This window comes from Bradyrhizobium sp. 1200_D9_N1_1, assembly GCF_052075915.1.
Taxonomy (GTDB): Bacteria; Pseudomonadota; Alphaproteobacteria; order Rhizobiales; family Xanthobacteraceae; genus Bradyrhizobium; species Bradyrhizobium diazoefficiens.
In genome coordinates, this window is record NZ_CP197226.1 from 2159010 (window position 1) to 2182537 (window position 23528).

The following is a 23528-nucleotide window of genomic DNA, read 5'->3' on the forward strand; positions in this document are numbered from 1 at the left end:
CCGCGACGCAGGAGAGGAGTTGGACATGTTGAGCACCGATCTCGCCGATCTCAAGGCGTACATGGCCGACAATCCCGGCGCGGTGATCGAGGACGTCGCGCGGGGGCGCAATGTCACGCCACGTGCCGTGATCGAGGCACTGCCCTCGTCGATGGTGCGCATGGGAGGCGGCGAGCATTTTGCCGCCGCGATGCAGGACGTCGCACAATGGGGCGAGGTCACGCTGATCGTGCACACGGATGATGCGATCTTCGAGTTCACCGGATCAATTCCCGCGGGCGAGATCGGCCGCGGCTATTTCAACCTGATGCAGCCGAAGGGATTGCATGGCCATCTGCGCCATGAGCGTTGCGCAGGCATCGCCTTCGTCGAGCGCCCCTTCATGGGCAAGAATTCGGCCTTCGTCGCCTTCGTCAATGCCGACGGTGGCATCATGTTCAAGGTCTTCGTCGGCCGCGACGAGACCCGGGCGCTGCGTGCGGACCAGCTCGCGCGGTTCCGCCAGCTCGCGGATCGGATCGCGGCATAGCTTCCTTCTGTCTGTCGGGTGATCAGGATGCAAGGCAAGTCCAGGCTTCGGCACGTGATCCTAACCATCGCGCTGGCGCTCGCGCCGGCGCCGGCCTTCGCGATCGACGAAGCGCTGTTGCCGCGCAATCTGTCGCCGTGGGGCATGTTCCTCGGCGCCGACATCATCGTGAAGACGGTGATGATCGGGCTGGCCGTCGCCTCGGTGGTGACGTGGACGGTGTGGCTCGCCAAGACCGTCGAGCTGCGCCGCAAGAGTGCGCTCGCCGTGCAGCGGACGCGCGCGCTCGAGGGCCGGATGAAGCTGGCGGAGGCGGCGGAGCGGACCGGGGACGCCCATGATGCGGTCGCCCAGCTCATCCAGTCCTGCGCGAAGGAGGCGGAGCTCTCCGGCGGCATTGTCGACGACGGTCTTCAGGAGCGCGTGGCGCTGCGGCTGGAGCGGGTCGAGGCGGCGATGTCCAGGCAGATCGCGCGCGGCACCGGCGTGCTCGCGACCATCGGCGCCACCGCGCCGTTTGTCGGCCTGTTCGGCACGGTGTGGGGCATCATGAACGCCTTCATCGGCATCTCCGAGAGCCACACCACGAGCCTTGCGGTGGTCGCGCCCGGCATCGCGGAGGCGCTGCTTGCCACCGCGCTCGGCCTCGTAGCCGCGATCCCGGCAGTCGTGATCTACAATCATCTCGTCCGCGGCATCGCCAATTACCGCGCGCTGCTTGGCGATGCCTCGGCGCAGCTGATGCTGCTGGTGAGCCGCCAGCGCGATATCAGTGATTTCCGCCTGGCGCGGGCGGCGGAGTAGGCCATGGCGGCAAAGCTCGGCGCAGGTCCGGGATCGCCGCTCAAGCGCGGCGACCCCGGTGATCTCGACGTCACCCATGAGATCAACGTCACGCCGTTCATCGACGTGATGCTGGTGCTGCTGATCATCTTCATGGTGGCCGCACCGCTCGCCACCGTCGACATCGGCGTCGAGTTGCCGGCAACCGCCGCCGAGCCGGCGCCGCGGCCGGACAAGCCGGTCTTCGTCACCGTGAAGCCGGACCTCTCGATTGCCGTCGGCGAAGACGTCGTGGCCCGCGAGGCGCTCAGTTCCTCGCTCGACGCCGCCACCAGGGGCCGCAAGGACGAGCGCATTTATCTCCGCGCCGACAAGGCCGTCTCTTATGGCGATCTGATGGAGGTGATGAACAGCTTGCGCAATGCCGGCTACTTGAAGGTCGCCCTGGTCGGCCTCGACGGACGCGGCTGATGGCCGCGAGCGCCTTTGCCCTGCACGAGCCGCTCGGCGAGTGCGAGGGCGCCCGCTGGGGCGTCTCCGCCGCGGTGATCGTGGCGTTTCATGTCGCTGCCGCGCTGCTTGCGATGAGCTGGCTGAAGTCGCAACCGGAGCATGGCGTCAGCCTCCCGGCGATCATGGTCGACATGGCGCCGGTGACCTCGGCGCCGCAGTCAATGCCGGACGACGTCGCGCCCGGGCCGGTGATGCAGGAGGCCGACGCTTCGCCGCCGGAGCCCGCGCAGCGACAGGCGGTCGAGGAGACCGTCGCGCCGACACCGCCGCAGGACAAGCCGGACGTGGCGGCACCGCCTGAGCGGAAGCTGGAGCCGACACCAGCCAGGCCCGAACCCGCGAAGATCGTGCCGGTTGAAAAGCCTGTGCCGGAGAAGCCGAAGATCGTTCGCCGCGAGGCAAAAAAGCCCTCGGAGGCGATGCCCGTGCCGCGCACCAGCGCGCCGCCGCGCGCCGAGCGCGAGGCGCCCATGGCGTCCGCGATGAGCGCGGGCGCGGTGGCCTCGGCGATCGCGTCCTACAATCAACGCGTCCGCGCGCATCTGATGCGTTTCCACCAATATCCGTCCGGTGGCGGCGGTCAGCGCGGCGTGGCCAGGCTGAGCTTCACCCTCAGCCGCAGCGGGCAGGTCACGTCGAGCCGTCTCGGCGGCTCCTCCGGCGTTGCCGCCTTCGACGCCCAGGCCATGTCGATGATCCGTCAGGCCTCGCCGTTTCCGCCGTTTCCCGACGAGATCAAGAACGGCGCGATGAGCTTTTCGATCCCGGTGGAGTTTACGGTGAGGTAGCTCCGTTGTCATGCCCCGCGAAGGCGGGGGCATCCAGTACTCCGCGGCCTCTCGATTCAAGTACTCCTGTCACGGAGTACTGGATCGCCCGGTCAAGCCGGGCGATGACCGTGTTGAGAGAGAAGGGCCTTACTTCGCCTTCAGAAAGTCCGCGACCTCGAGCAGCATGAACTCGTCGTCGTCGGCCTTGTTGGGATCGCGGCTGGACGAGAACGGCAGGTTGTTGTCGTTGCCGACGATGATGTGGGCGTCGTCGACGCGATCGACGTTCTCGATGGTGAAGAACGGGAACGTGTAGACGCCGTCGTTGAGCGGCTTTCTCGCCTTCTTGTCGGGATCCTTGATCTTCAACAGGTCGATATAGCCGATCTTGCGCACGGGCTTGCCGACGTTGGCCTCGGTGAGCTCGATCTTGTAGACGCGCTTGAATTTGGCGAGATCAGGAAAGCAGTTGTCGCCGCGAGTGCCCTGCGGGCAGGCCTTGTCGGCCGTGCCTTCGCCATTGTCGCGCTCGATGATGAGGCCGTTGATCGGATCGATCATGTTGAAATCGCCGATGGCGTTGCCGTTCTGCTCGAACACATATTGCCAGTAGCGGCCGGTGAATTTTTCCGCGGCGACGTCGAATTCGAGGATGCGGGAGGCTTCCTTGCCGTCGACCTTCTCCCAGTCTTTCTTGTCGGCGTCCCACAGCGGGCCCTCGAGCAGGCCGTAGAGGAATTTGCCGTCCTTGGACGAGGCAAAGCCCTCAAACCCCTTGGAGCGGCGCAGGTTGACGTTGGTGTAGGTCGCGCCCGGCGCGCCCGGCGTCGTCACCGCCCAGTGATCGGGCGAGCGCACCGGCTTGCCGTCGGCAACCGTCTCGAACACACCGAGGATCTTGCCGGTCTTGTCGGCCTTGAGGATGTAGGGGCCGAACTCGTCGCCGATCCAGAAAGTATCGCCGATGATCTGGAAACCTTCGGTGTCGAAGTCGGAGCCGGTGAGGTAGCGCTTCTGCGTGTCCTCATGGACGATGCGGAACGGCACGCGTCTGTCGGGATCGTGCAGGAAGATCGTCTCCTGCCGCTCGATCTTGCCGCTCGCCCAATCCATCTTGTAGCGGTTGAGATACAGCATCGAATCCGGCGAGTTGGCGCGGGCGCCCATGCCGTTGTCGGTGATGACCCAGAAGCTGCCGTCGGGCATGGTCTTGATGCCGGAATGGCCCTGGAGCGGCTGGCCCTTGAACGGCAGCGACACGCCGGTCGCCCGCTCATAGGACTTGCCCATCACGGTGCCGAGCGCGTCGACGCGCTTGCCGGTGGTGTACTTTCCGGAGGTCTTGAGATCGGCGGGCGCATCCGCCGGCGCGTCGATGAACGATTCGGCCGGCATCACCACGTGGCCGGCGAGCCTGGCCGGGAATTCACCTTCGCTCTGCGCGAGCGCCGTGCTCGCGGTGAGAATGATCGTTGCGACGGTGGCAAGAAAAGTCGCGCGCATGTGCGTCTCCTGTTGGCGGACGCATGCCTTATGCGGATCCCTTGTTTCAGTTTTGTGAAAGCGGGCCAAAGGCCGCAGCCAAAGCCCCGGCGCGTTGCCGGGGTTTTGTCACTCCTTGCTCGGCGCTACCCACCGTAACACGGTTTGCCGGCCATCTGATTTGCGCGGCTGCACCGCGGCAGATTTTTGGTCTGTGGTTGCTTGCTGCTCTTCTTGGTTGCAGTCGACGTTCCGGTTTGGGCCTGCGCGCTCGACGCAACGGGGACGAGAAACAGAACAGCGATGACGGTCAACACCAACGTCTTCATGTCAAATGCTCCAAAAAATCAAAAAATAATGTTCTGGAGCCTATGCAGCAGATCGTCGTCTGTAAAGGCGCCCGAGAACGCGATCCGGGCGCGTTTCGTGCGCCTCACAGGCTTGAATTCGTCCTACTCCTTTACCGCGCCGGCGAGGGCACTGGCTTTGGCTGTGGCGGAATCTCGAAGCTGACCGTCTTGCTGTCGATCACGCGGTGTGTGGGATCGGCCAGCTCGAACAGCACCTTGTGCGGGCCCGGCTTCAGTCCGACCACGATCACGGTCTCGCCACTGGCATCGACAAAATGCCACGGCGCGTCGTCGACCGTAACGTGGACGTGGCCGATGCGTGGCGATACGTCGAGCGCGCCCTTACCGAACACCGGCACCACGCGCAGGTTTTCCGTCGCATACTGGATGAAGACGAGGCCTCGCGCCAACTGCTCGGCGAGCGGCGAATCGACGATCAGCCGGGCGGGCGCCTCGTTTTCGATCGCAACCAGCGGGGAGGGGCCACGCACGTCTCTGGCGGTCTGGGCGACGGCGGTCGCTGCAAACAATGTGGAGGCCGCCAGAACGGCCATGCAGTCGAGGGGGGCGTACATGGCCGTTCCTTCCGAAAGGATCAGGCGATCTTGCGGGCGAGGAAGTCGCGGATCAGCGGGACCATTTCGTCGAACTTGTCCTCGAGCGCGAAATGGCCGGTGTTGATGAGGTGAAATTCCACCTGGGGCAGGTCGCGTTTGTAGGGATGGGCGCCGTCGGCGGGAAAGATGAAATCGTTCTTGCCCCAGACGATCAGTGTCGGCGGCTTGTGCTTGCGGAAGTAGGCCTGCACCGCGGGATACAGCGGCAGATTGGTCCGGTAGTCGTAGAACAGGTCCATCTGGATTTCGCTGTTGCCGGGACGGTCGAGCAACGCCTGATCGTGCACCCAGTTGTCCGGTGAAATCCGGCTGACGTCGGACATGCCGTCGGTGTACTGGAATTTCGTGGTCTCCAGCGTGACGAGCTTCATCAACGCCTGCCGGCTCGCATCGGATCCGTCGGCCCAGTATTGCTTGATCGGATCCCAGAACTTCTTCAGCCCTTCGTCATAGGCGTTGCCGTTCTGCACGATCAGGCCGCTGACGCGCTCGGGATGCTTGAGCGCCAGCCGCCAGCCCACGGGAGCGCCGTAATCCATGACATACATCGCATAGCGGGTGACGCCGAGCTGATCGAGCAGGCCGTCGACGAGCTCACCGAAACGGTCGAACGTGTACTTGAACGACGCGCGCGGCGGCATGTCGCTCTGGCCGTAGCCGGGGTAGTCGGGAGCGATCACGTGGTAGCGGTCGGCCAGTGCCGGGATCAGGTTGCGAAACATGTGCGACGAGGTCGGGAAGCCGTGCAGCAACAGCACCGCAGGTGCGTCCTTGGGCCCCGCTTCGCGATAGAAGATCCTGATGCCGTCGACGGTCGTGGTTCGATGATGGACGACCGGATAGCCGCCGCCTTGCGCGCCGGCTTGCGACTTGGCCGATGCAGCCTGCGGAGCCGCGGCAACAGCCATCCCGGACAATCCGAGAATCAGGCGCCGCCGATCGAGCCGGGCTGGCGCCGGTGTGAATTCTGCGATGCTCATGTCGGTCTCCCCGTTAAACTCGGTGGTCGGACGTCAGTCGTCCGCTCCTCAAACGCCTTGGTAGACCAGCCTGGTGAAGAAGCCGGGGTCGATCACGAACTGCCCCCATTGCGCGTCGAAGGCCGCGGTTGGCTTCGCCGCGACGGTTTCGTCCCAGGTGCGTCCCTGCGCCTTCAGCCGGGCGACGTTGTCGCGGATCGCGACCAGCATGTCGCGGAACGCCTGAAGCTCGGCCTTGTTGCTGACCGGCTTGCCATGACCGGGAATGATGATCGTATCCTTGTCGGTCGCCGCGAGATTGGCGTCGCATGCCGCGATCATCCCGTCGATGCTGCCGCCGGTCGAATAGTCGATGAACGGATAGATGCCGTTCCAGAATGTGTCGCCGACGTGGACGATGTTGGCTTCCACGAAGGTGACGGAGACGTCGCTGTCGGTGTGTGCGGGCCCGAAATATTTCAGGCTGATCGAGGCGCCGTTGAGACCGAGCTTGTGGCTGCCGGCAAACACTTCGCTCGGAATCCCGCCGGGTCCGAGCGGAAGGAAATTGTAGTCCCAGTCTTCGACGCGCTGAACGCCGAGGAGGTGCTTCCGGGTGTTCTCGTGTGCGATGATCTTCGCGCCGGCCGAATGCAGCCACTCATTGCCGTCGGCATGGTCGAAATGCCAGTGGGTGTTGACGAGATGGGTGACGGGATCGGTGCCGAGACCGGCCAGCGCATTGGTGAGCTGGGCGCGCGACACGCGGATGCCGGCATCGACCAGGAGCTTGCCGTCGGACCCGGTCAGGACGGCGATGTTGCCGCCGGAGCCTTCGAGCACGCTGATATTGTTGCGAAGCCTGGAGGCCGTGATCGGAGAAATTGCCGCACTGTCCTTGATCAGGCTGACGAGGCCGCGCGCCTCGGCGTAGGCCTCGCGCGGTGTGAGCCATCCGGCGGAGGCGGCGAACGTGGCGCCGCCGACGCAACACAGGCAAAAGCCGCGCCGCGATAACGAATTTGGCGATCCCATGCAATTCTCGCTTTCTCGAGCGATAAATTGACGGCGCCAGCGATCGACCCGCCATCACCGTGACATGATGGGACGGAAGAAGTGAGCAGTCTATCGCGATTGCACGATCGTCGCGTGCAACCGCCGATTACTCCTTTACCGCGCCGGTCAGCGAGGACACGTAGTAATCCACGAACAGCGAGTAGAAGATCGCAACCGGCAGCGAGCCGAGCAGCGAGCCCGCCATCAGCGCGCCCCATTGGTAGACGTCGCCGGTGACGAGCTCGGTCAGGATCGCGACCGGCACGGTCTTGTTGGCGCCGCTCTGGATGAAGGCGAGCGCATAGATGAACTCGTTCCAGGACAGCGTGAAGGAGAAGATGCCGGCCGAGATCAGGCCGGGCACGGCGAGCGGCAGCGTGATCCGGCGCAGGATCTGGAGCCGCGTCGCGCCGTCGACCAGCGCGCATTCCTCGAGCTCGTAGGGGATCGACTTGAAATAACCGATCAGGAGCCAAGTGCAGAACGGCACCAGGAAGGTCGGGTAGACCAGGATCAGCGCCATCGGTGAGTCGAACAGGCCGAACTGCACCACGACGGTGGCGAGCGGAATGAACAGGATCGACGGCGGCACGAGGTAGGCGAGATAGATGCCGAGGCCGACATAGGGGCTGCCGCGGAAGCGCAGGCGTTCGATCGCATAGGCGGCAAGCGTGCTCGCGATCAGCGACAGCGTGGTCGAGCCGATCGCAACCAGCATCGTCGTCCACAGCCAGCGCGGATAGGCGGTGTCGAACAGCAGGTGCTTGATGTGCGCCAGCGTCGGCGAGGAGATCCAGAACGGATTGTGCGCCTTGTAGTTCATCAGCTCGGCGTTCGGCTTGAACGAGGTGATCGCCATCCAGTAGAACGGAAACAGCAGGATCAGCACGAAGCAGCCGAGCGGCAGGTAGATCATCATCAGCCGCCGCAGCCCGGAATCCCAGGCCATGGTGTCGGGCGCCGCCTTGGTGTCGGGTGTGGCTTGCGCGACCGTATCAGTCATTGCTCTCTCCCTGCTGCCATTTGCGGCGCGCCAGGCCGAAATAGGAGAACAGCGTCGCGAACACCAGGAACGGGATCATCGACACCGCGATGGCGGCGCCTTCGCCGAGCTCGCCACCGGCAATGCCGCGCTGGAAGGCCAGCGTTGCCAGCAAATGGGTGGAGTTGCCGGGGCCGCCGCGGGTGATGGCGTAGACGAGCTGGAAGTCGGTGAAGGTGAAGATGATCGAGAACGTCATCACGATGGCGAGGATCGGCATCATCATCGGGAAGGTGATGTAGCGGAAGCGCTGCCAGGCGCTGGCGCCGTCGAGCATCGCAGCCTCGTAGAGCGAGGGCGAGATGGTCTGGAGGCCCGCCAGCAGCGAGATCGCGACGAAGGGAATGCCGCGCCAGATATTGGCGACGATCAGCGAGAAGCGCGCCGGCCAGGGCGAGCCGAGGAAGTCGATGTTGCTCGACCGCCAGTGCAGCACGTCGACCAGGAGATAGGAGATGATCGAGAATTGCGGATCGTAGATCCACCAGAACGCCAGCGCCGAGAGCACCGTCGGCACGATCCAGGGCAGGAGAATGATCGCCCGCAGCAGGCTCTTGAACGGAAAATGGTTGTTGAGCAGGAGCGCCAGCCAGAAGCCGAGCGCGAACTTCCCGAACGTCGCTATGCCCGTGTAGACCACGCTGTAGAATACCGCGTTCCACCACAGGGGGTCGGTGAGCAGATACTGGAAGTTTTCCAGGCCGACATAGTCGCCCTTGCGGCCGATCGTGGTGTCGGTGAAGGCGAGCCAGATGCCGAGGCCGAGCGGATAGGTCAGGAAGACCGCCAGCAGCCCGATCGCGGGCGCAAGGCACATCACGATCAGGAACGGCTTGTAGTCGAACAGGCGCACCAGCCAGGACGGCTGCCGCTGGGCCAGGGCGAGAGGGGGAAGTGTGGTCACGGACATCGTGTCGTTGTCCTGTCGTTGAAGGTCACCCCGCCGTCATTGCGAGGAGCTCGCGACAAAATTGCGTAGCAATTTTGCGCTGTAGCGACGAAGCAATCCAGACTGCCTCCGCGGACACGCTCCGGATTGCTTCGCTTCGCTCGCAATGACGGCCGCGCCGCCGGCCGTTACTTCTGCCGCCGGAAGTACCGCTTGCAGCGCTGTTCGGCTTCCGCGGCTGCGGCTTCCGGCGTGGCAGCGCCGGTCGCGACCGACGCGCACATCTGAATCAGCACGTAGTCGGCGCTGACGGCGCCGGTCGCCGTCGAGATCGGGCCCCTGTAGCCGTCATAATAGGTGCTGTTCATGGTGTCCTTGAACAGCTTCACCTTGGGGTCCTGCGACCACACGGCGGCATCGGCATAGGCGGCCAGCGGCTGGGCCCAGTAGCCGGAGTTGGCATTGAGCCACGGCTCGTACTGGTCCTTTTCCAGCATGTATTGCAGGAAGGCCTTTGCGGCGTTGGGATACTGGCTGTGCTTGAACACCATGGCGTTCAACGTCAGGCCCGCCATCGGCGAGATCTTGGCGACGCCCTTCGGCAGCAACTGATGCTCGCTGTCGTCGGCGATCGCCTTGGTCGCCGGATCGTTCTTCAGCGAGAAGTACAGCGAGACGCCGTTGGCGGTCAGCGCGATCTCCTGCGAGGAGTAGGCGCGGTTGTTGCTGACGTCGTTCCACGAGGTCGTGCCGGCGATGAAGGTCGGGTAGAGCTGCTTGACCCAGTTCAGCGCGGCAATCGTCTCCTTGCTGTTGATGGTGACGTTACCCTCTTCGTCGAGCAGGGCGGCGTTGTGTGACCACAGTGCCCAGTTCGCAAAACCGTTGCCGTCGCCCTTGGCGTTGCCGAGCGCGAAGCCGGCCGGCTTGCCGGCCTTCTGCAGCTTCTGGCAGAGGTCGACGATGCCGGCGTGGTCCTCCGGCACCTTGTCGAAGCCGACCGATTGCAGGATCGACTTGCGGTAGATCAGCGGACCCGCGGTGGCGCCGAACGGCAGTCCGATCCAGGCGTCGCTCTTGTTCCTCTTGCCGTAGCGCTGCGCCAGCGGCAGCCAGCCGCCGTAACGCTTGCCGACATAGTCGGCGACGTCGGTCAGCTCGATCAGCTTGTCGATGTAGATGTGCGGAGCATCGGAGAAGCCGATGATGATGTCGGGGCCGGCACCGGAATTGGCCGTCACCGCGGTCTGCTGGTTGATGTCCTCCCAGCCGACGAAGTCGACCTTGACCTCGACCCCGGTCTCCTTGGTGAACTTGGCCGCATTGGCGCGAAACACGTCCTCGTCGGCCTGGACGAACCGCACCGGCCGCAGCATGCGCAGGCTCGCGCCCTTCTCGATCGCGAGCTTGGGGGCCGGCACATCGGCGGCCTTGATCTGTGATGGCGGTGTTTGCGCCGCAGCACCGGTTGCCGCGAACGTCGCAGCGGACAGGCCCAGCGCCAAGGCGTCACGACGTGTAAGGTCGTTCCTCATCAGTTCCTCCCTGTTGTCTCCCTTCCCGGCGTTGATCGCCGGTGAAGGGTCTTCCGGTTTCCGGCGCGTCGTGCGGCCGGCCGCCTAGCTGTTCGGTCCGCGATCCATGCTGACGGGCTGCCAGCGGCGGAGCGCGGTGCTTTGCAGTACCGACGGATTGACGCAGCTTACCGGCCACATGCCCTGAAGCACCAGTGACAATTCGTAGCCCACGCGGCGCTTGCGTGCCTCGTCGAACCGTGCCGAGGCCGAGGCGACATGGGCGGTCAGGGTCACGTTCTCCATGCTGAGGATGGGATTGTTGTGCGAGGGCGGCTCCTTCTCCAGCACGTCGAGGGCGGCGTGCGCGATCCAGCCCTCCTGCAGCGCCTTGATCAGGCTCTCCTCGTCCACCGTGGCGCCGCGACCGGTGTTGATGAAGATCGAGCCCTTCTTCATCTGCCGGAAGTGCTTCTCGGTCAGCATGTGGTGCACTTCGGGCCGCGCGGGCGCGTGCATCGATACGAAGTCGGATTGCGACAGCACCTCGTTCAGCGTCGCGGGGATGACGCCGTGGTCGTACATCAGCGTTTCCTGGATGAAGGGGTCGTAGGCCATCATGCGCAGGCCGAAAGGCGCGGCGCGCTTGGCAACCGCTCGCGCGACGCGTCCGAACGAGATGAAGCCGAGCGTCTGGCCCATCAGCCGCGGGATCTTCAGCAACGCCGGCCGGCCCTCGGCCCAGCGGCCGCTGCGCACCATCCTGTCCTGCTCGACCAGGCGGCGGAAGCCGGCGAGCAGCAGCATCATGGCGTGGTCGGCGACCTCCTCGATGAAGGTGTCGGGGATGTTGGTGACGGGAATGCCGCGCGCGGTGGCGGCCTTCACGTCGACGCTGTCCACGCCGACCGAGCCGAGCGTGATGACCTTGCAGCTCTCCAGTGCGTCGATGATCGACTTGGTGATCGGGATGCCCTTGGCATAGATGGCGTCGGCGTTTTTCGCGGCGGCAATGAACTCGGCCTCGTTGGCCGGGGCTTCGATGATCTCGGCGTCGATCGGATCGAGCGCCTCGCGCTCGTAGGAATAATCGCTGCCCGCGACCGTGAAGCTCGCGCCCTTCGGCGTCACCACCCTGTATTTCGGCATTTCCTGCTCCCGATTTGGTTTGTCGGTTCTTGTTGCGGCCCGGCCTTCTCGGCGGGCCTTTGCGTCTTTTACGCGAAATCGGGGTGCGTGCGTACAATCGCCGGTTGCCGGCTTGACCATTATTTGCCGGTTTTCGCGGCATCGTCAGGGCTTCTACGGAGGCACGTAAGTAACTTGCTAAGGGGTCACACACTAAAAGTTGATTCAAATAAAAAGGTCTGCGCGAGCCCGCGTCACCCGAGGAGCCCATCGTGAAGTTGAGCAATCTGAAGATCGCCCCCAAGCTTGGCATCCTTGTCGGTGTTACCCTGTTCGGCCTGTGCATTTCCGGAGTTCTCGCCGGCTACCTGATGAAGCAGGAGATGGTGAATGCGCGCATCGACCAGGCCAAGGCGATCGTCGAGTTGGGGCGCAACTACGCCGCTGCGCTGAAGAAGCGCGTCGATGCCGGCGAGATGACGAAGGACGCGGCCATGGCCGAGCTTCGCCGCTACGGCAATGCGATGACCTACGACAACGGTGCGGGCTACCTGTTCGGCACGTCCTATGACGGCATCACGCAGCTTGCCCCCGATCCGAAGCAGATCGGCGCCAACCGCATGGATGTGGTGACCAACGGCCGCAGGCTGTCCGTCGAGCTGATGGATGGCGTCAAGGCCAATGGTTCGATCCTGCTGTATTATGAATATGTGAAGCCCGGCCAGGAGAAGCCCATCCGCAAGCTCGGCTACGCCGTCGCGGTGCCCGGCTTCGACATGTATCTCGGCACCGGGGCCTATCTCGACGATATCGACGCCAAGATGGGCCCGGTCTATTGGGTGCTCGGCCTCGCCATGCTTGGCATCGTCATCGTCGCCGGCAGCGTCGCCTGGATGATCGGCCGCAGCATCAGCCGTCCGCTGGCGCTGCTCGGCATGCGCATGGAGGATCTCGCCGACGGCAAGCTCGAGGGTGACATTCCCGGCGTCGGCCGCGGCGACGAGGTCGGCGCAATGGCCTCGACCGTTCAGATCTTCAAGGACAATGCGGTCCGTATTCGTGATCTCGAGAAGACCGAGGCGGACGCCAAGGAACGCGCCGCGGCGGATCGTCGCAGCGCGATGGAAGAGATCGCCAACGACTTCGAACGCAGCGTCAACGGTATCGTCCGCTCGGTCTCCTCGGCCGCGGCCGGCATGCAGAGCACGGCGCAGTCGATGACGGCGACCGCGAGCAATGCCTCGTCGCGCGCGGCGACCGTCGGCGCGGCCTCGCAGAAGGCCTCGGGCAATGTCGGCACGGTTGCCGCCGCCGCAGAAGAGCTGTCGAGCTCGGTTGCGGAAATCTCCCGCCAGGTGACGCGTTCGACCGAAGTGGCGAGCCGGGCGGTCAACGACGCCGAGCGCACCAACGCCACGGTGCAGGAGCTCTCCACCGGCGCGGAGAAGATCGGCGAGGTGGTCAAGCTCATTCATTCGATCGCGGCGCAGACCAACCTGCTCGCGCTCAACGCCACCATCGAGGCGGCCCGCGCCGGCGAGTCCGGCCGCGGCTTCGCCGTCGTCGCCTCCGAGGTCAAGGCGCTCGCCAACCAGACCGCGAAGGCCACCGAGGAAATCTCCGCCCAGGTCGCGGCGATGCAGACCTCGACCAGCGATGCGGTCGCGGCGATCGGCGGCATCACCCAGACGATTGCCGAGATGAGCGAGATCACGGCGGGCATTTCCGCCTCGATCGAGCAGCAGGGCGAGGCGACCCGCGAGATCGCCCGCAACATCCAGTCGGTCGCCGCCGGCTCGAGCGAGATCAACGCGAATATCGGCAGCGTCACCTCGGCCGCGGAAGCGACCGGCACCGCCGCCACCGACGTGCTCACCAACGCCCGCGAGCTGGACAGCCAGTCCGGCGCGCTACGCAGCGCGGTGGACGGCTTCCTCGCCAAGGTGCGCGCGGCGTAAGCTCAACGCACCAGCGCTACCATCAACTCCGACGTCATGCCCGGGCTTGTCCCGGGCATCCACGTTCTTGGGACAGTCATTCCGGGGCGATGCGAAGCATCGAACTCTGGTGCGCAATTGCGCACCCGAGAATCTCGAGATTCCGGGTTCGCGCTTCGCGCGCCCCGGAATGACAGCGCCTACTGCTTCTCGATCCCCGCTTCCCGGATCAGCTTTTCCCACAGCACCAGCTGCTCGTTCACGAAGGTGCCGAGCTGTTCCGGCGTGCCCGAGAAGGCATCCATGCCGAGGGTGGCGAGTTGCGCCTTGATCTCCGGCTTCTCGACGATCTTCCTGATCTCGGCGTTGAGCCGCGTCACGATCTCCTTCGGCATGCCGGCCGGACCGAAATAGCCCTGCCACGAGGAGATGTCGAAGTCCGGCACGCCGGCCTCCTGCATCGAGGGCAGGTTCGGCACCAGCGGAGAGCGGTCCTTGGTGGTGACGGCGAGCGCGCGCAGCGCGTTGCCGTTGACGTGCGGCAGGCCGGTCAGGATGTCCACGAACATCATCGAGACGCGGCCGCCCATGACGTCGTTGAGCGCCGGCGGCGAGCTCTTGTAGGGCACGTGCAGCAGGTCGAGCCCGGCATTGTGCGCGAACGTCGCCCCCGACACGATCGCCGACGACGAGCCCGAAGCGTAGCTCAGCTTGCCCGGATTGGCCTTGCCGTAGGCGACCAGCTCGCCGACGGTCTTGGCCGGCACCTCGGGGTGAATGACCAGCATGAAGGGCAAATCGCCGGTGCGCGCGATCGGGGTGAAATCCTTGACCGGATCGTAAGTGAGGCTCTTGAGCAGGTAGGGATTGGCCGAATGCGTCGTGTTGGTCGTCACCAGCAGCGTGTAGCCGTCGGGGGCGGCGCGCGCGACAAAAGTTGCCGCGATCATGCCGTTGGCGCCCGCCTTGTTCTCGATCACGATGCCGACGCCCAGCGCCTGCGACAGATGCTGCGAGATCAGCCGGGTCGTGGTGTCGGTGCCGCTGCCGGCGGCGAACGGCAGCACCAGCGTGATGTTGCGGCTGGGGTAATTGTCGGCCTCTGCGGCGGTCGAGGCGGCGAGGCAGAGCGCGGCCGTGCCGATGGTGCGCAGGTTTCGAATCAACGCTGAAAGCATGTCTGGTCGTTCCCTCTTTTTCGTTGGCGGGGAACCTAGCTTCTCTTTGTTGGAATCGGAAGGCTCGAGTTTGTTGCCTTGCCTCCGCGTTGCGGAATTATTTCACCGCCGCGCCCTGGCGCGAGGCGATGACGACGCCGGCGAGCACCAGCGCGTAGCCGATCAGGTGAAACGGCTGGAGCTTTTCGCCGAGCAGCAGGATCGCCATCGCCGAGCCGAACACCGGCACCAGATGGAAGAACGGCGCGGCCCGGTTCGGTCCGATCAGCGCCACGCCGCGGTTGAAGAAGAGATAGGCGAGCGTCGAGGGGAAGATCAGGATGTAGCCGAACGTTGCCAGCGTCACCCCATCGAATTGCATGACGTTGCCGCTCCAGGCCTCCCAGACGGCGGTGGGCAGCAGCATGATCGCGCCACAGCAGGTCGTGAAGGACAGGAAGGAGAGCTGATGGACCTTCGGCCGGCGCGGGATGAAGGCGGAGTAGAGTCCGAATGCCACCAGCGAGGACGCGAACATGATGTCGCCCCTGTTGAAGCTGATGCTGGCAAGGGCGGAGAGATCGCCGCGCAGGATGATGGTCAGCACGCCGAGAAGCGAGATCGCGATGCCGGCGAGCTGCGCAGCCGTCAGCCGCACGCCGAACAGCGCCAGCGACCACAGCGCGACGAACAGCGGTCCGGCCGACTGGATCAGCAGCGCGTTCAGCGCTTCCGTGTATTGCAGCGCCCAGTACGAGATCGCGTTGTTGAAGGCAAAACCCACCAGCGACAGGAACAGCATCAGGGGCAGGCTCTTGCGCAGAGCCGGCCAGTCGCGCTTCAGATGCGGCCAGGCGAACGGCAGCAGGATGAGGAACACGCCGAACCAGCGGATCGTGGTCACCGTCAGCGGCGGCACATGCGCGCCGACATGGCGCGCGAGCACGATGTTGCCGGCCCAGAACAACGAGCTCAGGCTGAGCAGCAGATAGGGCTGGTTGTTGAGCCAACTGGCCGGATTCGAGGCTGGTGGCGCGGGCGAAGCGGTCGTCATTGGGGTCAGATACAACCTTGCGCCGGATTGCCGTCGCGACACAAGTCACGCCGCCGCAATGCTACAATGCACGCATGACCTGAGGAGGTGCCGTTGGCGGTCAATATGTTGAACATCAAGGGCCTGGAAGGGCTCGACCGGCATGCGCCGGTGGTGATGCTGAACCTGATGCGCTTCCACGCGCGCTCGCGCGACGGTGACGGTTCGGGCTGGGACGCCTATTTGCGCTACAGCGCGATCACCGTTCCCATGATCAAAGCACGCGGCGGCACACTGCTCTGGACCGGCGAGGCCAAGGCGGTCGCGCTCGGCCCGCAACCGGGCAATGACTGGGATTTCGTCGCGCTGGTCCACTACCCCACCGTCGCAGCCTTTCTCGACATGATGACGTCGGAGGCCTACGAGCGTGAAGCCGACCCCCACCGCGTCAACGGCTGCGCCGAGCACGTCATCATCGCGACGAGCGAGGCGTACAGCAAGTTCAAGATGAAGTAGCGCGCGCTCTTGCGTGTTAGCCTTTCGCGAAGGCAGAGCCGCCGGCCTATTTCTTCCGCTCCGCGCGCGCATCCGCCATCGACGCATCCACAGCGGCGTGGCACGCCGTCTGCAACAGGCGGCAGACCTCCTCCGTCGACCGTTGCGGGCTCAGCGCCGCGAAGGTCGGATAGCTCGTCAGTACGAAGATCAGGTCGACGGCATCCTGCATGGCCCGCTTTGCGGCACGGCTCTCGGTGATGCGTGTCACCAGTCCCGTCACAAGCTCACGCCGCCGTTCGTTGCGCGCGACCAGCGCATTGCCGAATTCGGGATCGGTTGCGATCGCCTGGTTGAGGCCGCCGATCGCGGGGTCGTGCGCCCAGAAGGTGCAGAAGATCGCGACGACGCGATCGAGCGCGGCGCGTGGATCCGGCAGCGCCATCACGTCGGCCAGTTCGAACAGCCCGCCCTGCCGTGCGATGTCGTCGAACACGGCCTCCAGCAGTCCGCGCCGGGATCCGAACTGGTTGTAGACGGTCAGCCGCGTGACGCCGGCCGCCTTCGCCACCACGTCGAGCGAGAAGTTCGCGATGCTCGCATCCTTGCGCAGCAGGCGCGCGCCGGCCGCGATGATGCGTTCGCGCGTCTCCGCGGCCGCGGAGGCGCGGACCGAGCTCACATAGCTGCGCTTCGGCATCGCCCTGCCATTGTCTTGACGTATTGATTATACATAATGTATATCCAATTTAGAAGCCGGTTTGGAGCTTGCCATGCAGACTGCCCTCGTAATCGCACTGTCGCTTCATGTGTTGTCGTCCGTGTTCTGGGCCGGATCAAGCTTTGCGCTGGCGCGAACCGGAGCAGCCGGGGGCGAGCAGCTCGTCGGTCCGCAACTCGGCGCGGCGATGATTGCGATTCTCACCGGCGGCTATCTCGGGCATCTCGTTCATTCCGGCAGTTTTGGCGCGGCCGAGCAAGTGCTCGCGCTTGGTGCGGTTTGCGCGCTGATCGCAGCCGGCGTTCAGGCCGCAACCGGTCCTCGTGCGCTGCTGAGCTTGCGTCGTGGCACGAGCGAGGCGACCAATGTGCGTTCGCGCATCGCGACCGCCCAGCGCGTGGCCGCCGCTCTGCTCGCCATCACCGCCCTCTGCATGGGCGCGGCGCGCTACATCTAGGGGCTCGTTCATCCACGGTAACAGCCGACGGCGAGGCGCCACAACGGCCCCGAGGCCGGCAGGCACTCTCGCAAGCAGAACTTTGCAATAGCGCGGCATCCCGCCGCTGAAGAAGGAAAAGCAATGTCCAGGATGATTCTGCTGAACCTGCCCGTGCGCGATCTCGCCGCATCGACGGCGTTCTATGTGGCGCTCGGCGGTACGGTGAACCCTCAGTTCTCGGGCGAGAGTTCGACCTCGCTCATGGTCACGGACGCGATTGGCGTGATGCTGCTGACCCACGACCACTATCGCCAATTCACCAAACGCCCGATTGGTGACCCGCGCCGCGACAGTCAGGTCTTGATCGCCCTCACGGTCGATGACCGCGACGCCGTCGATGCAACGCTGACTCGCGCGGTGGCGGCGGGTGGTCGCGCCGATCCCAACCCGGCACAGGATCTCGGCTTCATGTATAACCGCCACATCGAAGATCCGGACGGCTATGTTTGGGAAATCGTATGGATGAACCCATCAGCGAGCACCTGACCGCAGAACGCTGCGCGGCGAGCTGACAAGGCGGGCTAGCTCGCCTGCTTCCTTGACGCCGCGAACACGCCCGACAGCACCAGCGCGAAACCGATGAAGTGGAACGCCTGCGGGCGTTCGCCCAGGAAAACCATCGCCATGATCGAACCGAACACCGGCACGACGTGGAAGAACGGCGCGGCGCGGTTGGCGCCGATCAGGCGCACCCCGCGATTGAAGCAGAGATAGGCGAGGGTGGAGGGGAAGACCGCGACATAGAACAGGGTCAGCAGGTTCGGCGCGTCGAACTTCATCACGGGCCGCGCGGACAATTCCCAGATCTCCAGCGGAATGAGGCAGGCGGCGCCGGCGCCGAAGGTGAAGGCGAGGAACGACAGGCCGTGCATCGCCGGCCGCTTCAGGCTCAGCACCGAATAGAGCGCGAAGATCAGCAGCGCGAGGAGGAAGATGAGGTCGCCCTTGTTGAACTCGATGTTCGACAGCGTGGTGAAATCGCCATGCAGCAGGATGGTCAGCACGCCGCACATCGACAGCAGTACGCCGAAGGCCTGCGCCGCGGTGAGCCTGATGCCGAGGATCGCCAGCGACCACAGCGCCACGAGCAGCGGCGCGGCCGACTGGAGCAGCAGCGTGTTGAGCGCCTGGGTGTGCTCCAGCGCCCAGTATTGCAGGGTGTTGAAGGCGCCGATGCCGGTGATCGAGAGCGTCACCATCAGGCCGAGCTTGCCGCGGATCGCCGGCCAGTCCTGTGCGAGATGTTTCCAGGCGAACGGCAGCACCAGGAGGAACGCGAAGGACCAGCGCAGGAACGACAGCGTCACCGGCGGGATGTGGCCGGCGGCAAGCCGCCCGACGATGGCGTTGCCGGCCCAGCACAACGCGGTGATGCTGAGCAGCAGGTAAGGCTGGTTCGCGACCCAGTTGTGACCGGATGTTTCGGTGCTCGTGGTCTGGCCGGTGGCGGACATCGTGATTGTTATGGCCCCGCGTCATGCGCCGAAGCCCCCGGCCCGGCGATGTCCGGGCCGGCTCATGGCCCGGCACCGTCCAAAGACACGGAAATATGCCTGATATCAATGGCGCAGATGCATCGCCATCATGCGCCGCGCGGAACGGCGAAACTTCAGGAAGCCGCCTGTGCGCCGCTTGGCCCCGCATTCGGGTGCATCGCTGCCCGTGCGGCCCAACCTCCGCCGAGAATCGCGCCGGTAAAGCCGCCGCCGCCCGTGAACGCCGAGGCGAGATAAAGGCCGTTGATGGCGGTCGCCGGCATTGGCTTGAATCCGCGCGTTTGCGGTGCGAAGCCGTAGATCGCGCCGCCGGGCGTGTTGAGGTAATGCGCGAAGGTTTCGGACGTCGACATCTCGCGCTGCGTGATCGCGCCGGCGATTCCGGGATAATTCCGGTCGAGATCGGCAATGACGAGATCCATCCAACGCTCCTTGCGGGAGCGCTTTGCTTCGGCGGACAGACCGGTCCAGTTCGCGAGCCGGTCGACGCCGACGAGCGCGCCGAGATAAGGCGGTCTCTCGTTCAGGCCCGTATCGATCTGATCGTAGGCGACGAAGCCGTAGGGGGGGAGACGTGCCGGTGGATCCTCGCCCAGCAGTGCGCCGGCCTCGCGGAAACCGGAGAGTTTAGTCAACCACCCCGGCAGCACGCTGGTCGAATAGTGCCTGACGCCGAAATCGTCGGACGGCCGGCTGAGACCGATCGCTATGCTCCAAAGTGAGATCGATGGTTGCCGGTCTTCGTAGCGCGACAGGAACGCGGCGCGCTTGTCCTGCGGCAGCATCGAGGCCAGCACGGAGGGCGCCGCGTTGCCGAGCAGAATCGGCGCCAGCTCCTCGCGCACATCATCGGCCCTCGTCGCGCGATGACGCACGCCGCGGGCGCGGGCGCCGTCGACCAGAATGGTCTCGACCTCGCGTCCCGCCTCTACCGCACCGCCCGCGTCGCGAATGATCGCGATCAGGCGATCGCTGAGCGCCTGCGACCCGCCGCGGACATAGTGTCCGCCGCCGACGAGATAGGAGGCCTGCGGAATCGCAAACTGGATGAAAGGCATCGTGTCGGGATCGTCGGTGTAGTAGCTGAGGTTGGAGGCAAGCGCGAGCTTGATCGCCTCGCTGTCACCGAACAGGCGGGTGAGCACTTCGCTCAAGGTCGCGTGCCGGTCGCGGATCAGCGGCCACAGGCACCACGGCAATGTCGGCGCGTTCCAGAGCCACCAGTCGCGGTCGTCCTGATGCTCGCTCATCAGCGCCACCGCCTGCCGGACGGCGTCGATGCGCTCGAAATATTGGGCGATGCCCTTGGCGTGCGCCGGAAACTGCGCCTTCGCCGCGGCCGAGGCGGCTTCGAGGCCGTGCGGCATCACGAAGGGGCGCTCGAACAGAGGGCTCCGCACCTCGTGCAGCGCGCCGACATCCACGAAGGGCAGATCGCGATCGATGCCGAGCGCGCGCAGGATCGGAAGCTTGGGATCGGAGGCGTCCAGGCCGTCGATCTCGTGCAGCGAGGCCTCGATCGCGAGCTGGCCGTGACGATAGACCGTGGCCGCTCCCCCGAAATTCTGGTTGCGCTCGAGTACCAGAACCTCGTGGCCTGCGCGGGCGAGCAGGGCCGCCGCGGTCAGGCCGCCGAGCCCCGATCCGATGGTGATGGCGTCAAAGCTGCGTGACATCTCGGGTGACCTCGCTGCAACATTGAGGCAGACGCCTGGTCCGCCTCCATGGCTCACGGTTCCATACTAGGAGCGCGCAGCAGGGGGCGCGATTGACCTGCGTCAATCGCTGTCGGTGGAAATTTGTGCGGGTCCGAAATGATCTGAAATATCGCGGTCACAAATCTCTATCGCTTGCGTTTGCTGCGGATCGCGAAGGGCTTCAGCAGCTCGGCGCAGGCGAGATAGACGACGACGAGCAGCGCGATGCCGGCCATCATCAACGGCGGCGGCGCGACAAAGCCGAACCAGGTGCCGACCGGGGTGAACGGCACGACCATCGCGACCAGCAAGGCGATCAGCGACGAGGCCGACAGCACTGGATCGGGCCAATTGCGCCACGGTCGGCCGTTGGTGCGGATGACGAAGATCACCAGGATCTGCGTCGCCATAGATTCGATGAACCAGGCGGTGCGGAACTCGCCGGGCGATGCGTGAAACAGCATGATGAGGGCGCCGAAGGTCAGGAAGTCGAACACCGACGACAGCGGTCCCATGATCGCGGCGAAGCGCGCCAGGTTCGACATGCTCCACACCTGCGGCTGCGCCGTTGCCTGCGCCGAGACCCGGTCGAAGGGAATGCCGAGCTCCGAGAGATCGTACAGCAGGTTGTTGAGCAGGATCTGCGTCGGCAGCATCGGCAGGAACGGCAGCACCATCGAGGCGATCGCCATCGACAGCATGTTGCCGAAATTCGAGCTTGCGCCCATGCGGACATATTTGAGGATGTTGGCGAAGGTGCGCCGTCCTTCCGCGACGCCGTCGGCGACGACCTCGAGATCCGAAGCCAGCAGGATCATGTCGGCGGCGGCCTGCGCCACACCGGTCGCGCCGTCGACCGACAATCCGACGTCGGCGACCTTCAGGGCCGGTGCGTCGTTGATGCCGTCGCCGAGGAAGCCGACCACTTCGCCGCCCGCCTGAAGCGCCCTCACGATGCGCGACTTCTGGTCCGGCGCGAGGCGGCCGAACGCGTCCGTGGAGCGCACCTGCACGGCGAGCGCCGCGTCGCTGAGCGCCGCAACGTCGGTCCCCGACAGTACGCGCTCGGGGTTCAGTCCGACCAGGCTCGCGAGCCGCTTCACCACCACGGGGTCGTCGCCCGAGAGGATCTTCAGGCCCACGCCGCGCGCCGCGAGCTGCGCGATTGCGGCCGCGGCCGTCGGCTTCGGCGGATCGGCGAAGGCGCAAAAGCCCTCGAAGGCGAGATCGGTCTCGTCCTCCGTCTCGACCTCGCGCAGCACGCCGCTCCACGCCCGCGAGGCGATCGCCACGGTGCGCAGGCCCTCGCTCGCGAGCTCACGCACGCGCGCCAGCGCAGCCGTGCGCGCGCGCTCGTCCATCGTGCACAATGCGAGCACGGCTTCCGGCGCGCCCTTGACGATGAGCAGCGTGCCTTCGGGGCCGGTCGCGAGCACCGATCCCAGCCGGCGCGAGAAGTCGAAGGCCTGCCGTCCGGCCAAGGTCCAGCCCTGTGCGGCGTCCGGCCGGCCGGCGACGAGCGCGGCATCGAGCGAGCCGCGATCGCCGCCGAGCGATGCCGCGATGGCGCCGAGCTGCGCGGCGCGGGCGTTGTCCTTGCCCTCGGCGTCGAGGCTCCGGGCGAGCGTGATCTCGGCCGATGTCAGCGTGCCGGTCTTGTCGGTGCACAGGACCGTCATGGCCCCGAGGTCGTGGATCGCGGCCAGCCGCTTCACGATCACCTTGCGGCCGGCCATCCGAAGTGCGCCGCGCGACAGCGTCACCGTAGTGATCATCGGCAGCAGCTCCGGCGTCAGCCCGACCGCGAGCGCGACCGCGAACAGCAGCGAATCGAGCACTGGCCGGCCGAACACGACGCGGACGGTGAGCACGACCAGCACCAGCGCGAGCGTGGCCCGCGCGATCACGAGGCCGAACTCGCGCAAATCGCGCTCGAACGGGGAGGGGGCCTGCGTCTCGGCGAGCGCGGAGGCGGCCGCGCCGAACACGGTGTCGCGGCCGGTCCTGACGACGAGCGCGATCGCCTCGCCCGTCTGCGCCACGGCGCCGCGGAACAGTGCGTTCGAGGTGTCGTCGGGGTCGGTGGCGGCGCCGGCGCGCTTCTGCACCGGATAGGGCTCGCCGGTGAGCGCGGCTTCCCCGGCCGTGAAGGCGGTACTCTCCAGGATCAACCCATCCGCCGGGATGATGTCGCCGGCGCGGACACGCAGGAGGTCGCCCGGAACGACGTGGTCGACGTCGATCTCGCAGAAGGCGCCGTCGCGCCTGACCTCGGCCTTGAGCGCCACCGAACGGCGGAGGATCTCGGCGGCGCGGACCGCGTGGCCCTCCTGGATGGTGTCGAGCCCGATCGAGCCCGCGAGAATCAGCACGATGATGAGCCCGCCGACGTCGTCGCCGGTCAGCATCGAGACGATGCCGGCGACCAGCAGGATCAGCGACAGCGGCTCCAGCAGCCGGCGCAGGACTGCACGCGCCGCCCCCTCGATGCGCGGCGGCGCGTCGCTGTTCGGCCCGAAACGGCCGAGGCGTTCGGCGGCCTCGGTCGCAGTCAGGCCCTGCAAGGAGCAGCCGAGCCGGGTGCAGAGCGCATCCGTCGGCAGGCGCCAGAATTGGCTCGCCTGGTTGTTCGGTGGCTTGGTCACGGCATATCCGGCATGGCGGTCTCGGGGGCCCGGGAAGGGTAAGCGGCGGAGGTGACAGCCATCCCTTGGCGCATTCGCGGGCCGGAACGGTTGATGCGTGTCAATTCCGCTGTCGCGGGGCCGCGAATCTTTCAGGATTTTAAGGTTATATCAAAGGCTTGGAGTGCCTTTCCGACCTCGAAAAAGCCCCGTTCTTGCTTGCCTAGAGAGGCCGCT

General features: G+C 65.5%; 22 protein-coding genes. 8 read left to right on the plus strand and 14 right to left on the minus strand.

Features of this window, described 5'->3' with window-relative positions:
• Positions 1-25 precede the first annotated feature (25 nt).
• From hutX to AB5K84_RS10480, 4 genes are read left to right on the plus strand one after another with little or no spacing between them, the layout of a single operon-like run.
• Positions 26-529, plus strand: a complete 504-nt coding sequence (gene hutX / locus AB5K84_RS10465; RefSeq protein WP_011089811.1) for a heme utilization cystosolic carrier protein HutX — start codon at positions 26-28, stop codon at positions 527-529.
• A gap of 27 nt (positions 530-556) precedes the next feature.
• Complete coding sequence (exbB, locus tag AB5K84_RS10470; protein ID WP_038965517.1) at positions 557-1333, plus strand: tonB-system energizer ExbB; 777 nt, start codon at positions 557-559, stop codon at positions 1331-1333.
• A gap of 3 nt (positions 1334-1336) precedes the next feature.
• The gene (exbD, locus tag AB5K84_RS10475; protein ID WP_011089809.1) at positions 1337-1783 is read left to right on the plus strand and encodes a TonB system transport protein ExbD; all 447 of its coding nucleotides are present in this window, start codon (positions 1337-1339) and stop codon (positions 1781-1783) included.
• Positions 1783-2613: an energy transducer TonB gene (locus AB5K84_RS10480; protein WP_011089808.1), complete on the plus strand. Its 831-nt coding sequence runs from the start codon at positions 1783-1785 to the stop codon at positions 2611-2613. The genes exbD and AB5K84_RS10480 overlap by 1 nt, the downstream gene beginning before the upstream one ends.
• A gap of 129 nt (positions 2614-2742) precedes the next feature.
• Here the strand turns inward: AB5K84_RS10480 and AB5K84_RS10485 are convergent, their stop codons facing one another.
• The 8 genes from AB5K84_RS10485 to AB5K84_RS10520 all read right to left on the minus strand — a co-directional run bounded on the left by AB5K84_RS10485 (position 2743) and on the right by AB5K84_RS10520 (position 11653).
• On the minus strand, positions 2743-4098 hold the full coding sequence (locus tag AB5K84_RS10485; protein WP_011089807.1) for an esterase-like activity of phytase family protein: 1356 nt from the start codon (positions 4096-4098) through the stop codon (positions 2743-2745).
• A gap of 439 nt (positions 4099-4537) precedes the next feature.
• Complete coding sequence (locus AB5K84_RS10490) at positions 4538-5002, minus strand: DUF6130 family protein (protein WP_011089806.1); 465 nt, start codon at positions 5000-5002, stop codon at positions 4538-4540.
• A 20-nt stretch (positions 5003-5022) separates the two neighbouring features.
• The gene (locus AB5K84_RS10495; protein ID WP_011089805.1) at positions 5023-6024 is read right to left on the minus strand and encodes an alpha/beta fold hydrolase; all 1002 of its coding nucleotides are present in this window, start codon (positions 6022-6024) and stop codon (positions 5023-5025) included.
• A 48-nt stretch (positions 6025-6072) separates the two neighbouring features.
• Positions 6073-7038, minus strand: a complete 966-nt coding sequence (locus AB5K84_RS10500; RefSeq protein WP_011089804.1) for an MBL fold metallo-hydrolase — start codon at positions 7036-7038, stop codon at positions 6073-6075.
• Positions 7039-7165: 127 nt separating this feature from the next.
• Complete coding sequence (locus tag AB5K84_RS10505; RefSeq protein WP_011089803.1) at positions 7166-8062, minus strand: carbohydrate ABC transporter permease; 897 nt, start codon at positions 8060-8062, stop codon at positions 7166-7168.
• On the minus strand, positions 8055-9011 hold the full coding sequence (locus AB5K84_RS10510) for a carbohydrate ABC transporter permease (RefSeq protein ID WP_011089802.1): 957 nt from the start codon (positions 9009-9011) through the stop codon (positions 8055-8057). Before AB5K84_RS10510 ends, AB5K84_RS10505 begins: the two co-directional genes overlap by 8 nt.
• Positions 9012-9178: 167 nt before the next feature.
• Positions 9179-10525: an ABC transporter substrate-binding protein gene (locus AB5K84_RS10515; RefSeq protein WP_011089801.1), complete on the minus strand. Its 1347-nt coding sequence runs from the start codon at positions 10523-10525 to the stop codon at positions 9179-9181.
• A gap of 84 nt (positions 10526-10609) precedes the next feature.
• Complete coding sequence (locus tag AB5K84_RS10520) at positions 10610-11653, minus strand: C-terminal binding protein (protein ID WP_038965522.1); 1044 nt, start codon at positions 11651-11653, stop codon at positions 10610-10612.
• Positions 11654-11904: 251 nt separating this feature from the next.
• Between AB5K84_RS10520 and AB5K84_RS10525 the strand changes: the two genes are divergently transcribed.
• Positions 11905-13590: a methyl-accepting chemotaxis protein gene (locus tag AB5K84_RS10525; RefSeq protein WP_011089799.1), complete on the plus strand. Its 1686-nt coding sequence runs from the start codon at positions 11905-11907 to the stop codon at positions 13588-13590.
• A 179-nt stretch (positions 13591-13769) separates the two neighbouring features.
• Here the strand turns inward: AB5K84_RS10525 and AB5K84_RS10530 are convergent, their stop codons facing one another.
• Positions 13770-14747 carry a Bug family tripartite tricarboxylate transporter substrate binding protein gene (locus tag AB5K84_RS10530; protein ID WP_011089798.1) on the minus strand — a complete coding sequence of 326 codons (978 nt, stop codon included), beginning with the start codon at positions 14745-14747 and terminating at the stop codon, positions 13770-13772.
• Positions 14748-14844: 97 nt separating this feature from the next.
• The gene (locus AB5K84_RS10535) at positions 14845-15780 is read right to left on the minus strand and encodes a DMT family transporter (RefSeq protein ID WP_038965523.1); all 936 of its coding nucleotides are present in this window, start codon (positions 15778-15780) and stop codon (positions 14845-14847) included.
• A gap of 105 nt (positions 15781-15885) precedes the next feature.
• On the opposite strand from AB5K84_RS10535, the gene AB5K84_RS10540 reads away from it, so the two are divergent.
• Positions 15886-16275, plus strand: a complete 390-nt coding sequence (locus AB5K84_RS10540) for a DUF1330 domain-containing protein (RefSeq protein ID WP_171463860.1) — start codon at positions 15886-15888, stop codon at positions 16273-16275.
• A gap of 46 nt (positions 16276-16321) precedes the next feature.
• Here the strand turns inward: AB5K84_RS10540 and AB5K84_RS10545 are convergent, their stop codons facing one another.
• Positions 16322-16954, minus strand: a complete 633-nt coding sequence (locus AB5K84_RS10545; protein ID WP_011089795.1) for a TetR/AcrR family transcriptional regulator — start codon at positions 16952-16954, stop codon at positions 16322-16324.
• A gap of 73 nt (positions 16955-17027) precedes the next feature.
• Here AB5K84_RS10545 and AB5K84_RS10550 point away from each other — a divergent pair, with 73 nt between their 5' ends.
• Both AB5K84_RS10550 and AB5K84_RS10555 read left to right on the plus strand, forming a co-directional pair.
• Positions 17028-17432 (plus strand): hypothetical protein, encoded by a 405-nt coding sequence (locus AB5K84_RS10550; protein WP_011089794.1) that lies wholly within the window; start codon positions 17028-17030, stop codon positions 17430-17432.
• A gap of 123 nt (positions 17433-17555) precedes the next feature.
• On the plus strand, positions 17556-17960 hold the full coding sequence (locus AB5K84_RS10555; RefSeq protein ID WP_011089793.1) for a VOC family protein: 405 nt from the start codon (positions 17556-17558) through the stop codon (positions 17958-17960).
• 35 nt (positions 17961-17995) lie between these two features.
• On the opposite strand, the gene AB5K84_RS10560 is transcribed toward AB5K84_RS10555, so the two are convergent.
• The 3 genes from AB5K84_RS10560 to mgtA all read right to left on the minus strand — a co-directional run bounded on the left by AB5K84_RS10560 (position 17996) and on the right by mgtA (position 23312).
• A complete protein-coding gene (locus AB5K84_RS10560) occupies positions 17996-18928 on the minus strand; it encodes a DMT family transporter (RefSeq protein WP_011089792.1) in 933 nt (310 codons plus the stop codon).
• 155 nt (positions 18929-19083) lie between these two features.
• The gene (locus AB5K84_RS10565) at positions 19084-20646 is read right to left on the minus strand and encodes a phytoene desaturase family protein (protein WP_441232392.1); all 1563 of its coding nucleotides are present in this window, start codon (positions 20644-20646) and stop codon (positions 19084-19086) included.
• Positions 20647-20813: 167 nt separating this feature from the next.
• Entirely contained in the window at positions 20814-23312 is a 2499-nt protein-coding gene (gene mgtA, locus AB5K84_RS10570) for a magnesium-translocating P-type ATPase (RefSeq protein WP_011089790.1), read from the minus strand.
• Positions 23313-23528 lie beyond the last annotated feature (216 nt).

Coding starts and splice junctions, on each gene's coding strand:
- AB5K84_RS10480 (WP_011089808.1), top strand. CDS start 1,783: ATGGCCGCGAGCGCCTTTGCCCTGCACGAGCCGCTCGGCGAGTGCGAG.
- AB5K84_RS10550 (WP_011089794.1), top strand. CDS start 17,028: ATGCAGACTGCCCTCGTAATCGCACTGTCGCTTCATGTGTTGTCGTCC.
- AB5K84_RS10520 (WP_038965522.1), bottom strand. CDS start 11,653: ATGCCGAAATACAGGGTGGTGACGCCGAAGGGCGCGAGCTTCACGGTC.
- hutX (WP_011089811.1), top strand. CDS start 26: ATGTTGAGCACCGATCTCGCCGATCTCAAGGCGTACATGGCCGACAAT.
- exbB (WP_038965517.1), top strand. CDS start 557: ATGCAAGGCAAGTCCAGGCTTCGGCACGTGATCCTAACCATCGCGCTG.
- AB5K84_RS10565 (WP_441232392.1), bottom strand. CDS start 20,646: ATGTCACGCAGCTTTGACGCCATCACCATCGGATCGGGGCTCGGCGGC.
- AB5K84_RS10515 (WP_011089801.1), bottom strand. CDS start 10,525: ATGAGGAACGACCTTACACGTCGTGACGCCTTGGCGCTGGGCCTGTCC.
- AB5K84_RS10510 (WP_011089802.1), bottom strand. CDS start 9,011: ATGTCCGTGACCACACTTCCCCCTCTCGCCCTGGCCCAGCGGCAGCCG.
- AB5K84_RS10555 (WP_011089793.1), top strand. CDS start 17,556: ATGTCCAGGATGATTCTGCTGAACCTGCCCGTGCGCGATCTCGCCGCA.
- AB5K84_RS10500 (WP_011089804.1), bottom strand. CDS start 7,038: ATGGGATCGCCAAATTCGTTATCGCGGCGCGGCTTTTGCCTGTGTTGC.
- AB5K84_RS10485 (WP_011089807.1), bottom strand. CDS start 4,098: ATGCGCGCGACTTTTCTTGCCACCGTCGCAACGATCATTCTCACCGCG.
- AB5K84_RS10540 (WP_171463860.1), top strand. CDS start 15,886: ATGTTGAACATCAAGGGCCTGGAAGGGCTCGACCGGCATGCGCCGGTG.
- AB5K84_RS10535 (WP_038965523.1), bottom strand. CDS start 15,780: ATGACGACCGCTTCGCCCGCGCCACCAGCCTCGAATCCGGCCAGTTGG.
- AB5K84_RS10560 (WP_011089792.1), bottom strand. CDS start 18,928: ATGTCCGCCACCGGCCAGACCACGAGCACCGAAACATCCGGTCACAAC.
- AB5K84_RS10505 (WP_011089803.1), bottom strand. CDS start 8,062: ATGACTGATACGGTCGCGCAAGCCACACCCGACACCAAGGCGGCGCCC.
- AB5K84_RS10495 (WP_011089805.1), bottom strand. CDS start 6,024: ATGAGCATCGCAGAATTCACACCGGCGCCAGCCCGGCTCGATCGGCGG.
- AB5K84_RS10530 (WP_011089798.1), bottom strand. CDS start 14,747: ATGCTTTCAGCGTTGATTCGAAACCTGCGCACCATCGGCACGGCCGCG.
- AB5K84_RS10545 (WP_011089795.1), bottom strand. CDS start 16,954: ATGCCGAAGCGCAGCTATGTGAGCTCGGTCCGCGCCTCCGCGGCCGCG.
- AB5K84_RS10490 (WP_011089806.1), bottom strand. CDS start 5,002: ATGTACGCCCCCCTCGACTGCATGGCCGTTCTGGCGGCCTCCACATTG.
- exbD (WP_011089809.1), top strand. CDS start 1,337: ATGGCGGCAAAGCTCGGCGCAGGTCCGGGATCGCCGCTCAAGCGCGGC.